This is a genomic window from Ruminococcus flavefaciens ATCC 19208 (assembly GCF_000518765.1).
Lineage (GTDB): Bacteria > Bacillota > Clostridia > Oscillospirales > Ruminococcaceae > Ruminococcus > Ruminococcus flavefaciens.
In genome coordinates this window covers 82,054-96,692 of sequence record NZ_KI912492.1, presented here as the reverse complement: position 1 = coordinate 96,692, position 14,639 = coordinate 82,054, and the positions used below count along the sequence as shown (strand labels likewise).

12 protein-coding genes are annotated in these 14,639 nt (G+C 46.3%); all 12 read right to left on the bottom strand.

Annotated features, from left to right (window positions below; genetic code table 11):
* Window positions 1–4: 4 nt before the first annotated feature.
* The gene (plsX, locus tag L870_RS0114395; protein WP_028518735.1) at window positions 5–1,012 is read right to left on the bottom strand and encodes a phosphate acyltransferase PlsX; all 1,008 of its coding nucleotides are present in this window, start codon (window positions 1,010–1,012) and stop codon (window positions 5–7) included.
* On the bottom strand, window positions 990–2,318 hold the full coding sequence (gene trmFO, locus L870_RS0114390; RefSeq protein WP_028518734.1) for a methylenetetrahydrofolate--tRNA-(uracil(54)-C(5))-methyltransferase (FADH(2)-oxidizing) TrmFO: 1,329 nt from the start codon (window positions 2,316–2,318) through the stop codon (window positions 990–992). Before trmFO ends, plsX begins: the two co-directional genes overlap by 23 nt.
* Complete coding sequence (gene topA, locus L870_RS0114385; protein ID WP_028518733.1) at window positions 2,315–4,396, bottom strand: type I DNA topoisomerase; 2,082 nt, start codon at window positions 4,394–4,396, stop codon at window positions 2,315–2,317. The genes trmFO and topA overlap by 4 nt, the downstream gene beginning before the upstream one ends.
* A gap of 12 nt (window positions 4,397–4,408) precedes the next feature.
* Window positions 4,409–5,632: a DNA-processing protein DprA gene (gene dprA / locus L870_RS0114380; RefSeq protein ID WP_242836522.1), complete on the bottom strand. Its 1,224-nt coding sequence runs from the start codon at window positions 5,630–5,632 to the stop codon at window positions 4,409–4,411.
* Between the two features lie 37 nt (window positions 5,633–5,669).
* A complete protein-coding gene (locus L870_RS0114375; RefSeq protein WP_028518731.1) occupies window positions 5,670–6,452 on the bottom strand; it encodes a TrmH family RNA methyltransferase in 783 nt (260 codons plus the stop codon).
* 143 nt (window positions 6,453–6,595) lie between these two features.
* On the bottom strand, window positions 6,596–6,949 hold the full coding sequence (gene rplT / locus L870_RS0114370; RefSeq protein ID WP_019678114.1) for a 50S ribosomal protein L20: 354 nt from the start codon (window positions 6,947–6,949) through the stop codon (window positions 6,596–6,598).
* Between the two features lie 70 nt (window positions 6,950–7,019).
* Window positions 7,020–7,223, bottom strand: a complete 204-nt coding sequence (gene rpmI, locus L870_RS0114365) for a 50S ribosomal protein L35 (protein WP_019678115.1) — start codon at window positions 7,221–7,223, stop codon at window positions 7,020–7,022.
* 13 nt (window positions 7,224–7,236) lie between these two features.
* Window positions 7,237–7,761, bottom strand: coding sequence for a translation initiation factor IF-3 (infC, locus tag L870_RS0114360; RefSeq protein ID WP_028518730.1), 525 nt, complete (start codon window positions 7,759–7,761; stop codon window positions 7,237–7,239).
* Window positions 7,762–7,999: 238 nt separating this feature from the next.
* Window positions 8,000–8,650, bottom strand: a complete 651-nt coding sequence (locus tag L870_RS17930; protein ID WP_051411593.1) for a stage II sporulation protein R — start codon at window positions 8,648–8,650, stop codon at window positions 8,000–8,002.
* Between the two features lie 136 nt (window positions 8,651–8,786).
* Window positions 8,787–11,456: a glycoside hydrolase family 9 protein gene (locus L870_RS17925; protein WP_162148455.1), complete on the bottom strand. Its 2,670-nt coding sequence runs from the start codon at window positions 11,454–11,456 to the stop codon at window positions 8,787–8,789.
* 39 nt (window positions 11,457–11,495) lie between these two features.
* Window positions 11,496–13,436: a glycosyl hydrolase gene (locus tag L870_RS17920; protein WP_242836521.1), complete on the bottom strand. Its 1,941-nt coding sequence runs from the start codon at window positions 13,434–13,436 to the stop codon at window positions 11,496–11,498.
* A 208-nt stretch (window positions 13,437–13,644) separates the two neighbouring features.
* Window positions 13,645–14,544: a leucine-rich repeat domain-containing protein gene (locus L870_RS0114340; protein WP_028518729.1), complete on the bottom strand. Its 900-nt coding sequence runs from the start codon at window positions 14,542–14,544 to the stop codon at window positions 13,645–13,647.
* Window positions 14,545–14,639 lie beyond the last annotated feature (95 nt).

Below are 14,639 nucleotides of genomic sequence, written 5' to 3'. Positions count from 1 at the left end.
GATATCACTCCTCGTCCGCAGAAGCTGTACGAGCTACATAGCTCTCTATGACTCCTGCGACATCGCCCTCGACACAGCGCTTTGCCTGTCTTACTGCATTGAAGAAGGCAGTACCGTCGGAGCTTCCGTGTGCTTTTATTACGGGCTTCTTCACACCTAAAAGTGCGGAGCCTCCCACTTCCTTATAATCCATCTGCTTGCGGAATGTCTTTATTTTACCAATTGAAAGTATTGCACCTATCTTACCTGCCCCCGAGAATATCCACTTCATCTTTTTAGCGAAGAAGCTGCCCATGCCCTCATAGAGCTTTAGCGCGATATTTCCCGTAAATCCATCGGTTACTACGACCTGCACATTTCCCTGCGGCATCTCTCTTGCTTCGATATTGCCTGCAAAGTTAAGACCGCTTTTTTCAAGGAGCTTATAAGCTTCTATTTCAAGGTCTCTGCCCTTTGTCTCCTCAGAGCCTATATTAAGCAGTCCTACCTTCGGATCCTTTATACCCATTACCTTTTCCATATAAGCACTGCCCATTACTGCAAACTGCACCAGCATTTCGGGACGGCATTCGGTATTTGCTCCTGCGTCGATAAGTACGAAATTACCCTTATCTCCCGGGAGTACAGGTGAAGGTGCTATCCGCTTAATGCCTTTGATACGCTTGACGATGAAGGTCGCTCCCATTACAAGTGCTCCTGTGCTTCCTGCGGATACAAAGGCATCGCCCTTTCCCTCAGCAAGCAAACTAAGACCAACTGCCATTGAGGAGTTTTTTCCTGATTTGATTATCTCCTTCGGTTCTTCATGTATATCAAAAACATCATCGGTATGAACAATTTCTATGCCACCCAGACTTATGCCGTTTTTCTCGGCACAAGCCCTTATTTCCTTTTCGCGTCCTGTAAGCGTTATCTTCACTCCAAGCTCGCGGACTGCTCTTTCGCAGCCTTTTATTACTTCAAGAGGAGCGTTGTCTCCTCCGAATGCATCAACTATTACATTTACCGCCAATTCTTTCAAGCTCTCCTCTCAGCGAATTTACAGCGCGCTGTGCGTATGCACCGTAGCGTTCCTTTTTGTCTTTTATCCTTACGCCGATATCGGGAAGTATCCCCATATTAGCTCCCATTGGCTGGAAATTACCGCTGTTGAAAGGATCACTGACATAGTGGGAAAGTGCCCCTGTCATAGTATCCAGCGGAAGCTTTATTGGCTCAAGACCTTTCAGTCTGCGTGATGCAGCGATACCTGCTATAAGTCCGCTGGCTGCACTTTCCATATAGCCCTCGACTCCTGTTATCTGTCCTGCAAAATATATTTCGGGACGGCTTCTCATTGAGAAATCAGAGTTAAGCAGCTCGGGACTGTTTATGAAGGTATTCCTGTGCATTACGCCATAGCGCATGAACTCGGCATTTTCAAGCCCGGGTATCATTGAGAACACTCTCTTCTGCTCTCCGAATTTAAGGTTTGTCTGAAATCCCACAAGGTTGAAAAGTGTTCCCTCACAGTTCTCTTTTCTCAGCTGTACAACAGCGTAAGGTCTCCTGCCTGTGCGCGGGTCATCTATACCCACAGGCTTCATAGGTCCGAAGCGCATAGTGTCAACTCCGCGTGAAGCAAGCTCCTCAATAGGCATACAGCCCTCATATACGCTGAACGGGTGTGTCTCAAAGTCCTTGAGCTGTACCTTTTCCGCATTTATAAGAGCTTCATGGAAAGCAAGGTATTCCTCCTTGTTCATTGGACAGTTAACATAGTCCGCATCGCCTCTGTCATAGCGTGAAGCGTAGAATGCTCTTTCCATATTTATTGTCTCTGCAGTAACGATAGGAGCAGCTGCATCGTAAAAGCTGAGCCCCTCGCCGCAGAGCCCACGGATAATATCAGCCATAGCCCCCTGTGTCAGAGGGCCTGTAGCGATGATAGTCGTTCCCTCGGGCAGCTCTGTGACTTCGCCGCCTATGACCTCGATAAGAGGGTGTGACTTTATCTTTGCCGTAACTGCGTCCGAGAACTTCTCGCGGTCAACAGCCAGTGCGCCGCCCGCTTCTACGGAATTCTCCTTTGCGCATGGCACTGTAAGTGAGCCGAGAAGCTCCATTTCGTATTTGAGCAGTCCCGCAGCCGATTCAAGCCTTGCAGCTTTGAGCGAATTGGAGCATACAAGCTCCGCAAAGCCGCTGTACTTGTGAGCAGGAGAATACTTCTCGGGCTTCATCTCATAAAGACGCACCCTTATCCCTGATTCCGCCACAGCCCATGCCGCTTCACAGCCTGCAAGTCCTGCACCTATAACGTTAACGATATCGTTCATTTTTTAAGCTCTCTTTCATAGCCGCAGCCGTCAGTCTCACATACAAGCTTGCCTGACTTGCCGCCCTTCATAAACAGAGTCTTGCCGCACTGAGGACATATCTCCTTTGTGGGAACGTTCCATGTCATAAAGCTGCAATCGGGGAATCCCTCACAGCCATAGAAGCTTCTGCCCTTCTTTGACTTTTTCAGCAGCATCTTCTTTCCGCATCTCGGACAGCTTCCGTCAGCCTCTGTAACTATCTTCTTTGTGTTCTTGCACTCGGGGAATCCCGGACAGGCAAGGAATTTACCGTACTTGCTGTACTTTATTACCATATTCCTGCCGCAAAGCTCGCAGACAACGTCTGTCTCTTCATCGGGGACTTTCACACGCTTGCCGTCCATAGCTTCTTCAGCCTTTTTCAGAGTCTTTGAAAAATCATCGTAAAACTCATGGAGAGTACTTACCCAGTTCTTTGAGCCGTGCTCGACCTCATCGAGATTGTTTTCCATTTCCGCTGTAAATTTAGCGTCAACTATCTTCTTGAAGTGGTCTTTCATAAGCTCTGTTATAACTTCGCCCAGATTTGTGGGTTTCAGAGCCTTGCCCTCATGCTCAACATAGCGGCGTGAGGTTATGGTAGTTATTGTAGGAGCATAGGTACTTGGTCTGCCTATGCCGTTTTCTTCAAGTGCTTTGATAAGCGAAGCTTCCGTAAAGCGCGGAGGCGGCTGAGTAAAATGCTGATTTCCTGCTATGGATTTAAGCTTCAGCTTATCCTCTGCTTTAAGCTCGGGAAGCATCTTCTTGCTGCCCTCTTCGGAATCGTTTGACTCTACATAAAGCACCATAAATCCGTCAAACTTTACGGAATAACCCGATGCCCTGAAAGTACAGCCGTTAGCTTCGATATCGGCAGACACCGTATCAAGAAGAGCGTTTGCCATCTGACTTGCGATGAAACGCTCCCATATAAGCTTGTAGAGCTTATACTGGTCGGAACTGAGACTGTCCTTGACTCTTTCGGGAGTAAGCTCGGGAGTTGAAGGACGTATAGCTTCGTGAGCGTCCTGAGCGTTGTTCTTCGTCTTGAAGTTTCTTGGCTCGGGCGGCAGATAATCCTTACCGTAAACTACTCCGATATATTCGGCAGCAGCTGCCTTAGCCTCGTCTGATATACGCAGACTGTCGGTTCTCATATATGTGATAAGACCTACTGCACCTACGCCCTGTACGTCAACACCTTCGTAAAGCTCCTGCGCAGCCTTCATGGTACGCTTTGCACTGAAGCTGAGCTTACGTGAAGCCTCCTGCTGTAAGGTAGATGTAATGAAAGGCGGTGCAGGCTGTTTCTTTGTGACACGCTTCTTTACAGATGTAACTGTATACTCTGCATTTTCAAGTCTGGCAAGAAGGTTGTCAGCCTCTGCCTGATTCGGTATCTCAAGCTTTTCGCCGTCAACAGCTACGAGAGCAGCATCGAATACCTTTCTTGATGAAGGTGCTGTGAATTTTGCGTCTATAGACCAGTATTCCTTTGGCACGAAAGCGCGTATCTCGTTTTCGCGGTCAACTACAAGACGTACAGCAACAGACTGGACTCTGCCTGCCGAAAGTCCTCTTTTTACCTTTTTCCACAGGAACGGACTGAGCTCGTAGCCCACAAGGCGGTCAAGTATACGTCTTGCCTGCTGAGCGTTTACAAGGTCTACATCTATCTTATGCGGATTGCTCATACCGTTTTTTACACCTGTCTTGGTGATCTCATTGAAAGCCACACGGTTATCGGCGTTCATATCAAGCTTGAGCATCTGCGCTATATGCCATGATATGGCTTCTCCCTCGCGGTCAGGGTCGGTTGCGAGATATACTTTATCGCACTTCTTTGCGCGCTTTTTAAGCTCCTTGATAACATCCTCCTTGCCCTTCATATCAGTGTACTGAGGCTTGAAGTCGTTATCCTTGTCAACACCCATCTTGGACTTTGGAAGGTCACGGACATGGCCCATTGAGGCGATCACCTCATAGCCCGGTCCGAGGTATTTCTGAATGGTTTTCGCCTTTGCAGGCGACTCAACGATGACTAAATCTGACATTGATCTTTCCCCTTATCTTATAAGTTCATACATTTTTCCCGGAAGTGAACGTACTGTTCCGAATATTTCCAGTTCGGTAAGCTCAGTCATCAGCTCACCTGTATCTATTTCAAGTAATGAAGCCAGTTCGTCCGCATGGAGCGGTCCGTTTTCAAGGGCTTCTGCTATTTTCCTCTGCTGCTCTGAAAGATTGTCAGGCAGCTGGGCTTTACGAATTTCATGCTTTGTATGCGGCGGCTCGTCGGAGATGCCGTTAAGGACTTTCATCATCTCGGTCATCTCATCAGCTGTCAACGTTTTTTCAGCGGCAGGCTCCGCAGCTCTTTTCGGCATTGCCTCAGGAGCATACTGTTTTTTTCTGAACGTTATACAGTCGATAACATCGGAAGCGCTGTACATTGGTATAGCCCCGTCACGAAGCAGCTTTATGTTGCCCACAAAGGCTTCGCTGAATATATCAGCAGGAGGCAGACAAAGAACATCACGTCCCTGTCCTGCTGCAAGATTTGCAGTAATGAGCGAACCGCTCCTTGTTCCTGCTTCAAAGACTACCACTGCTCTTCCGAGAGCAGCAAGTATCCTGTTTCTCTTTGGAAAATTAGGCGAGATCGGAGGTGTACCGGGCGGAAATTCAGATACGAATACGCCGCCTGCCGCAAGTATGGGATCTCTGTATGCAAAATTCTGCTTGGGATAATCCACATCCACACCGCAGCCCATTACGCAGACAGTAGGTCTGCCTATCTCTGCCGCTGCCATACTACAGGCAAGATCTACGCCCATTGCAAAGCCGCTGATTATAACAGCTCCGCGGGCTGAGAGCTCCGAGCATATCTCCTTTGCGGCTTTAAGGCTGTAAGCGGTAGCTTTCCGCGTACCTACAGCCGTCACCGTAAGCTTGGTCTGCAAACATGATATATTGCCCTTGTAATAAAGTACAGAAGGCGGATTATATATATGCTCAAGCTGCTTCGGATATTCAGGGTCAGTATATGCAATAACGCCTATACCACGTTTTTTACAGCTAAAAACAAAGCTCTCGGCATTTGAAAGCGGTATCTCAGCTGCATTTTTCATTTCCTTTTCGTTAAGGCTGACCACAGACTCACGGTCAGTAAGAGCTGCATATGCATTTTCGGCAGTACGGTATAAGCTTATTATCTCCCATATACGGTGATTTCCCGTACCGAATACCATATTAAGCCAAAGCCAGTATTTTACATCGTCCACAGTCATGCCTCCTTTTAATTATTAAGATATTACTGAGGTGAGCCTATTTGCTCAGCTCCCACATAAGTATGCCTGCTGCCATTGCGGCATTCAGCGAGTTGATATTCCCGTGCATAGGGATTATGATCTTTCTTGTGCAGCGCTGTGCGATATCAGCAGGAAGTCCGTTACCCTCGTTGCCGATGAATACAGCCTGTGCGCCTTCAAATTTACATTCGGTAACAGGCACAGCGTCCTTGTCTATGACAGCGGCAGAAGTCGTGATGCCTGAAAGCTCCTCAAAAAGCTTATCCGCATCATTTTCAATGGCTATCTTAATTCTGAATACAGAACCCATAGTTGAACGTATCACCTTCGGACTGTAAAGGTCGCAGCTTCCCGACATTATAACGCCGCTGATGCCCAGTGCATCGGCAGTTCTTATCATCATGCCTACATTTCCCGGATCCTGTAATCCGAAGAGCACGAGATACTTGCCGTTATCTTTGATAATGCTGCTGATGCTGCGAGCTGAGGGTATGCTGCACATGGCAAATACCCCCTGTGTACTGTCAGTAGAAGCTATCCTGTTTCCAAGCTCATTTGAAATGACAATTGTCCTTGTGTTTCTCAAATCAGCCTGTAAAAGTTCTTCGCCGAAGCGTTCATACGCCTTCTGAGTGAGTATGAGCTGAGTTATGTCGCTTTTTTCTTTAAGAGCGTCCTCAACTATCCTTTGCCCCTCCAACACGAATAAGCCGTACTGAAGTCTTTCCTTTTTTGAGGAAGAAAGCTTCTGATACAGCTTGACAGTAGGATTATCTTTTGAAGTGATGATGTTTTCCAATAGTACAACACCGCCTTACAGAACTCATATACACGGCATGACAGACTTTATCTCAGCCCCTGTCATGCACAGTGTATAATGGATTCTTTATTAACAAAAACACGCTCTTAAAATATAATTAAGAAGCGTGTTTATTATATCAATTAAAGAGCAGCCTTTGCCTTATCAGCAATTGCTGTGAAACCAGCTGCATCGTTGATAGCGATCTCAGAGAGCATCTTTCTGTTAAGAGAGATACCAGCCTTCTTGCAGCCGTTCATGAATGTTGAGTAGTTCATGCCGTTGAGCTTAGCAGCAGCTGAAATTCTTGTGATCCAGAGCTGTCTGAACTGTCTCTTCTTCTGCTTTCTTCCGATATATGCATAGTTGCCTGACTTCATTACGGCCTGCTTAGCCATCTTGAAGTGCTTGCTCTTTGAACCCCAGTAGCCCTTAGCAAGCTTTAAAGTCTTGTTTCTTCTCTTACGAGTCATCATTGCACCTTTAATACGTGCCATAGTCTTTTACCTCCAAAATTAAAATTACGGGAATAGCTCGGTACATTGCGGATACTATATCCGCTTCCGATTACATATAAGGAACGAGCTTCTTGATTGTAGGTGCATTTGTGCAGTCAGCCACACCTGCGTTACGAGCGATTCTCTTGCGCTTAGTATCCTTCTGAGTAAGTCTGTGTCTCTTGTTTGTGTGCTGATACTTTACCTTACCGCTTCCTGTAATCTTAAAACGCTTCTTTGCGCCCGAGTGAGTTTTAACCTTTACCTTTGCCATTATATGATCCTCCTTACTTAGCGGCCTTTGGGGAAACGAACATTACTATGCTGCGTCCCTCCATTTTAGCCGGCTTATCCACAGTGCCTGCCGCAGAAACTGCTTCCTTGAAACGATCAAGCAGTTCGTTTCCAAGTTCGGGATGTGCAATAGCTCTTTTACGGAATCTTACTGATACCTTGAGCTTGTCGCCGCCCTCTAAAAATTTGACAGCCTGATTTACCTTCGTTTCAAAGTCATGGGTATCTATTGTAGAGAACATTCTGATCTCCTTAATAGAAACTACCTTCTGATTTTTTCTTGCTTCCTTCTCACGCTTAGCCTGCTCGAAGCAATACTTTCCGTAATCCATGATACGGCATACGGGCGGTGTTGCCTGCGGAGCGATCTTTACGAGATCAAGATCCTGATCGAAAGCCATCTGCTGTGCTTCTTTGGCGGATAAAACGCCGAGCTTTTTTCCTTCAGCGTCGATTACGAGTACTTCTTTATCTCTTATCTCTTCGTTGATCTGCAGTTCCTGTTTGCTAATAGTCAAGCACCTCCAAGCAATATAATTTAAAAACAAAAATGAGTGCAGAAATTATCCGCACTCACCAATACACACTGAATAATCCGAATCATCAAATATGACTCGTTTAACCGATATATATTGACCGTTTCAGCATAGCCCGACGGTGAGAACGCATAGTTCTGCTTTGTTTACTCAAATATTATACAACATACCGTCAGATATGTCAAGCGGTCATTTCAATTTTGTAGTTTTGCACAATAGCTCAGTCAAATACGCTCTTGATTTTATCCCATAGAGCAAATTTCAGCTTATATTTCTTAGGCTTTTTGAGTATATCAAGCTCTTTTTCGTCAAAGCACTCCTCTTCCGCTTCCTTATCATCAGTGACAGTTTTCTCTTCACTGTCCTTATCTTCTGCTATCTCAGTCATTTCACAGGCAGCAGGCAGGCACAGAGGCGGATACATAACGCACCACCAGTTGTGACCATTTGCTGTACCTATTTTAATGCGAAGCGCTCTGTACCGTCCCGCAGGCATGGTGATATCTCCGTATACCCTTTCGTCGAAATCCACATCTGCAAGCTCTGCCGTTACATTGTCACAGCAGCCGTTTCTGCGCAGCACCTTTTCTGCTGTCTGCACTATCTCGGGAAGTTTTTCCTCTGCTATTCTTTCAGCTTCGCTCAGGTCAGCTGCACTGCTGAACATACCGCTTCCGAGAAGCTCATCACGCACCATAAGCTTGAGCCGCTGATCCTCAGCGCTGTCGGAATTTGCAAGTATATGAAGCCGAAGTACACTGCCGCGGAGTTCTTCCAGCTTTATTCCGTCACTGATGAAGCTGCTCATATTTGAAATAAGTATAGTAAGTATAAGTCCTGCCGCCATTATTCTCCATGATGGCTTATTCATAACATCACCTCATGGAAAGCATTGACTGTCTTTGCATCAATTATACACCATATCAACATCTCAGGTCAAGTATCCATAAATTACTCCTGTTATACAAATTAAAAGCGGCTCGAATGAGCCGCTTTCTGTTTTGATATTAAAGTGATGCAACCTTCTTGAGCAGGTATTCCTGAATCTTGAGCGCATCATTTGATGTGATGCCCTTGCTGCTCTTGTCAACGTCACCGTTTGCCTGTCCCTGTTCGGAAATATGGTTCTTGTCTGAACCCTTGAGTCCGTACTTGTTAGGATTTGCAAGAGACTGCATGATAAGAACGATATCGGACATATCTACCTGACCGTCGCAGTTAACGTCACCTGCAAGTGTTACCTTGACATCATTTTCCTCTGAAACAGCAGTTGTTACCGTTGGAGCTGATGTTGTGGTAGATGCAGAAGTTACTGTAACAGGCTTTGTAGTAGTTGTAGTTGTTACTACAGGCTTTGTTGTAGTAGTTGTAGTTGCAGGCTCCTTCTCGGCAGGCTTTGAACCGTCAGGCTCGATACCGCCTACGAGAACGCCGTTATCGTAAACACACATATGATCTGTACGTGTCTCCGGCGGATCATCAACAGCGAAGAAGTCCTCGCTCTTACCTATTTTAAGGCCTTCATAGCTCCAGTCATTTGAAGGATCCCAGATATCACCGTAGTACATACCCAGATCAAACTGATACTTCTTGCCTGAGTTTGCAATTACATAGCCGTCCCATGTGATCTCAACATAGTATGTATCAGCTACCTTGTCATACTTGAAAGGACCTGTGAGAACGCCGTTAGCACCTTCACCGTCTTCTGTAAATGCCTGATCGTAAAGCTCACGAACTTCGCCGAGTCCGTCGATGCCCTTAGCCATTTCCTTTATGTTGAAGAAATAACGTACTGAGATATTCTTTGAAGGCTTGCTTTCGCCTGTGAGGACCTTGAAGGATACCTGTGTAGTACCTGAGCCGTCACCGTTGAGGTTCGGCTTGTCAACGCCGCAAGCTTCGATCCAGTAGCCGCTTCCGCCGCCTTCGCTGCCGTTTGAACCGTAAACTCTCTTCTCATCAGCAGGTGGGAAGTCAGGAGTTACAGCCATCTCAGGTGTGCCGTAAAGCGCATAGAGACCTGCTGCTGCACCCGGGAGACAAGCGTTGTAGTCGATTGTTACCTCGTTCTCTACCCAGTCGTTTGTGCTGTCGCTGTGTCCGTCACTTCCGTCAGGACCGCCTGCAAGAGCGCCCCAGAGGATGTGCTTCTGCTCACGTGCGTCTTCTGCCATGAGAAGTCCCGAAGCAGCACGGTGGTGAGGATTCTTTACAGCATTGTCGTTGTAACCTACGATAAATGCTCTTGGTCCGTGAGTACCGTTTCTGCCTGCAAGAACAGTCTGCTTTGCAGTTTCCTTATATGTTACATCATTTACGCCAAGAACGTAATCCATCTGCTTCTTAGCCCATTCGCTCCACTCGCTTGGCTTGCCGTTGTTCTTATACTTGTCGTAAACAAGGCAGATCATCTGCATAGCAGTATTGTAACGGCAGCTTCCCCACTGGTTGAGGTATGCAAAGCCGCCCTTTGTTTCGAGCTGTTTCCATGTTTTAAGGCACTTGCCTACACAGTCGTCGTCCCAGAAATCATCGAATACGTACTGGTTCTTGCCCTGCGCATCTCTGATCTTCTGAACAAGATCAAGCTCAGGGTGCTCCTGATTTATAGCTGCCCACATAACGCCTGCACCGCTCCACATATCGTTCCAGCAGTAGCACCAGCCTGAAGGAGCATAATAATCGAATATCTTTACAGCGTAATCAAACACGCTTTCGTCACCTGTTGCAAGGTACATCCATGCAGCAGCCCAGCAGTAGTCATCTTCCCACTTTGTTGAGCCGTAGAATGCTCCCGGACCGTCTGCGTTATCGGAAAGCTCCTTATCGTTATCGTTAGCGAACTTCCAGAGAGCCTTTGCATAGTCCAGTGACTTTTCAGCATACTCCGCATCGGTATCCTTGAAGTTAAGGTAGTTGATAGCCAGTGCAGCACAGGCAGAAACAACATAGTCTGTCTGCGGCTTTTCAGCTGTGAGGAAGAATGCAGGACGAGGCATAGTATCTACCTCAGGGCTGTTCCAGATAGCGTGGTCGATATTACCGTCGCCTACCTGATAGCAGTGTGCAATAACAGTGCCGTCCTTATCGCGGAATGTACACTTCATAAGGTAATCATTGAAGTGACGGAGAATAGTCTCCATATGATCGTCCTGACCAAGCTTCTTGAATACATCGCGGAATTCATAGTAATCCCAGCCAAGTGTAGCAGCCGAATAGTTCTCAGGCATACCGAATTCAACGTGGTCACCTGCGTCATGGAAGCCGCCTGCAACGTCGATAGTGCCGTCGCCGTCAGGATCGAGAACGTCCTTGTATTTTTCCATGAATGAAGCAGAAAGGTTAGTACCGCCCTTGCTCTGCTTATTTGTCTCCTTGTCCCATGGTATCATAGGAACGTGAGCATCATAGGTGTGGCAGTCTCCGCGCCATGAAAGACGGCTGTCTCTTTCGGCAGTATCGCCGCACATATTAGCGTCATAGAAATAGAGCGAATACTGAAGTGCACGGGCATAGTCAACATCAAGACCTGAGTCATTGACTACCTCGCTGATAGGTGCGCAGAATTCCTGTACAGGCTCTGTATCAGCCGCATTTACGGGAACAGCCGCACACAGTGAAGTTGCAGCAGTAACGATACTCAATACTGCCGCGGTCAGTTTTTTGTGATTCATCATGTTTTCCTCCCTTTTAATGTGAATCATATTTTGTTTTATTTAATCCCACTTTGAAAGACCGAGAAGATACTTCTGTATCTCCAGTGCGTCATTTGAAGTGAGTCCCTTACTGCTTGTTTCCACATCTCCGTTGAGCTTTCCCTGTTCTGTAATGTGGAGCTTGTCAGTACCCTTTTCACCGTATTTATCGGGATTTGCAAGTGACTGCATTATAATAACGACATCTGACATATCAACATTGCCGTCACAGTTTGCATCGCCTTTTTTATAGTTCTTTGAAACTGTTGTGACAGTTGTTGCAGCAGCTTTAGTCGTAGAAGAAGTTGTAGCTACTTTAGTTGTTGAAGTAGTTACAGGCTTTGTAGTAACTGTAGTGTCAACAGCTCCCTGACTGCCGTTTATCGGGTATGTTTTTAGGTCGGGAAGCTCATCAAGAGTGATACAGTATTCACTCTGATATACCTCTATAAGATTATCAACAGGGTTGTTCTGCTCACTTGTGAGGTAATTCATGTACCACGGGCAGAAATACAGCCACGCTGCCTTATCGTTAACAAGGTTTTCAAGTGAAGGTATAGAGTCGTTCTCAGACATAGTCACCATTTTCTGACAGTCCGTACCCTGTACAAGGCTGTAGAAGGTGGACGAGATAGAGCTGAGATTAGCTACGCCGTCAGCACAGTTGTACTTATCGTAGCCGACTATATCAACTACATCGTCGCCGGGATACCAGTCAGCAGCCGCAGGCGAAGTAGAGCCTGTCCATATCCATATAAGATTGTCCAGACCGTAAACATTTGTGAGCTGATCGTAGAGCAGACGGTAGAGCTTCTTGCAGGGTTCTGCACCCTCAGCTCCCCACCAGAACCAGCCGCCCTCGGCTTCATGGAGAGGTCTCCAGAGCACGGGCACATCTGCGTCCTTGAGCTTTTTCAGCTCGCCTGCGATAAGCTCAATATCAGCCATAACAACTTCATTTTCCCATGTTCCCTCTGTAACTGCATTTGTACAGCTGAAGGTAGTGAACTTGGGATTAGCTGACTCTACATAGAAAGCAACATCATCACTGCCCTTTTCGCACGGCACATTCCAGTGCCATGAAACAGTAGCGATACCGTGATACTTGTTTACCCATTCGATAACTCTCTCGGGAGCATGATCGCGCCACTCGGAAGAGGTATTATACGCAAGGAAATCAATTCCGCGTATAGCAGGCTGCTTGCCTGTCTTTTCCATTATATATTCAAACTCGGCTTCATTGTCCTTGATGAATACATCTGGGCTGTTCCAGAGATTGTAGTTATGATCTCCGCAATATTCCTGCTGACCTGATATGATGTGCTTTCCATACTGGTCGCAGAGATAATTGTAAAGTCTCTTTGTAGTATCAGATGCCTTAGGATTTGAAAGCTCTCTCGTTGGTGAGAGGTTTGTGAGCTTTTCGGGAGCGGCCTTCAAAGTGAGGTAATCAAAGAAGGTATAGCCCCAGTAAGCTTTCAGCTCGATAGTATTCTTACCTTTTTTCAGGTTTACGACACCGCCCGAGGTCTCCGCAAAGGTCTTGGTGTACGGACAGGTAAGCTCGCCCTGATTTACTCCGTTGACATTGAGATACTGGACTTTCTTGTTAGGGTCACTTGGTTCACAGTAACCGATGTTAAGCTCGTAGAGTCCTGCCTCTGGGACATCTACATCTACGCTGAGGGTTGTGCCCTTCTGATCGAGATAAGCAAAGCCCTTGCCCGAGAAGCCGCTCAGGTCTGTCCCTTCGGGGAAATCGCTCATCTTTACATCGGAAGCTCCATCAGCGTGGATCTTTCCTCCGCTTGTTTTACCATCCTCAAATTCGTATTTAAGGACATTCTCAGCAGCAGAAACTGCCGGGGGCTTTGTCAGAGCTGAAGGAAAACTCATCGCCGCCACCGCGATGAACGCAGCTGCAACAGTGCACGCAGCCCGCTTCATGTTTTCTTTTTTCAATTTGATCCCTCCAGATCATGTGTATTAAATTATATGTGTTAAGTTTATAATTTAAGTGCCTATCCTTATTTTATCAACTTAACATACTTATGCACATATATCATATCACATTTTTTCTGAAATTGCAAGGGATTTCATAAAACATTACTAATATTAACCGATTTTCAAAAAACCGCAATTTCTGGTCAAAAGCGCTTTGAAATAGCAATTATTTAAGCTTTCTTATTTTATTTTCGTAAAAAGATATTACCGCAGCTGTAACAGAAAGCAGTCCGAATGCTCCGAGTACCAGCCAGCTCACCCAGTCAGGTGCTTTTCTGCTTTTTTCAATGCTGACCGATTCGGCAAAAGCATCGGCTGTATCATGGCTTTCCGCAAATCTGATGCCGTTTTCTTTCGCATAGCTTTCTGCTGCCGACTCACTGCTGCCTATGAGCGTCATGTCAGTTTTTACAGCCATCTTATTGCCGTCACAGGTGTAGCCGAACGCCTGCTTGCCTATATCATAACAGGTTTGGGGCAATACCGCGCTCTGAAGCTTACTACACATATAAAAAGCCCTTTCACCTACTGCCATCAGACTCTTTCCAAGATCTGCACTCTCCAAACCCGTACAGCCTGCAAAAGCAAATTTCTCGATAACTTTTATCTCCTGCGGAAGTGTTATTTCAGTGAGCGATGTACAGGCACGGAAACAGGAATCGGGGATAATATCAAGAGTTTCGGGGAGCTCTATCTCCTTCAGTGCAGCACAGCCGCAGAAGCAGCCCATTCCTATCTCCTCAAGCTCCGCCGGCAGTCTTATGCTTTCAAGCTCATAGCAGGCATAAAAGCTGTGATGACCTATTTTCAGCACAGTGTCAGGCAGTACAGCACCTTTCAGCGAGTGACAGTTATAGAATGCGTTGTCCCTCACCTCAATAACGGGGCAGCTTTCAATAAATTCGGGGATCTCGATGTATTCCGGTTCACCCTTATAACCTACTATCACAGCTTCTCCGTTTATTATGGTATATTCATAGCCTGTATCAGCTGCCGCTGATTTGACGGTATCTACAGCTATCAGCATTATGATCGCTGATACAAATGCAATTATGATGTTCTTCACATCTATCCCTCCTTTGCTACAAGTATAACATCTGAAATGTACAGCCGAAAGCTCTTTTTCCTGATATATTTAATGCTTTCCCGATGTTTTGGACA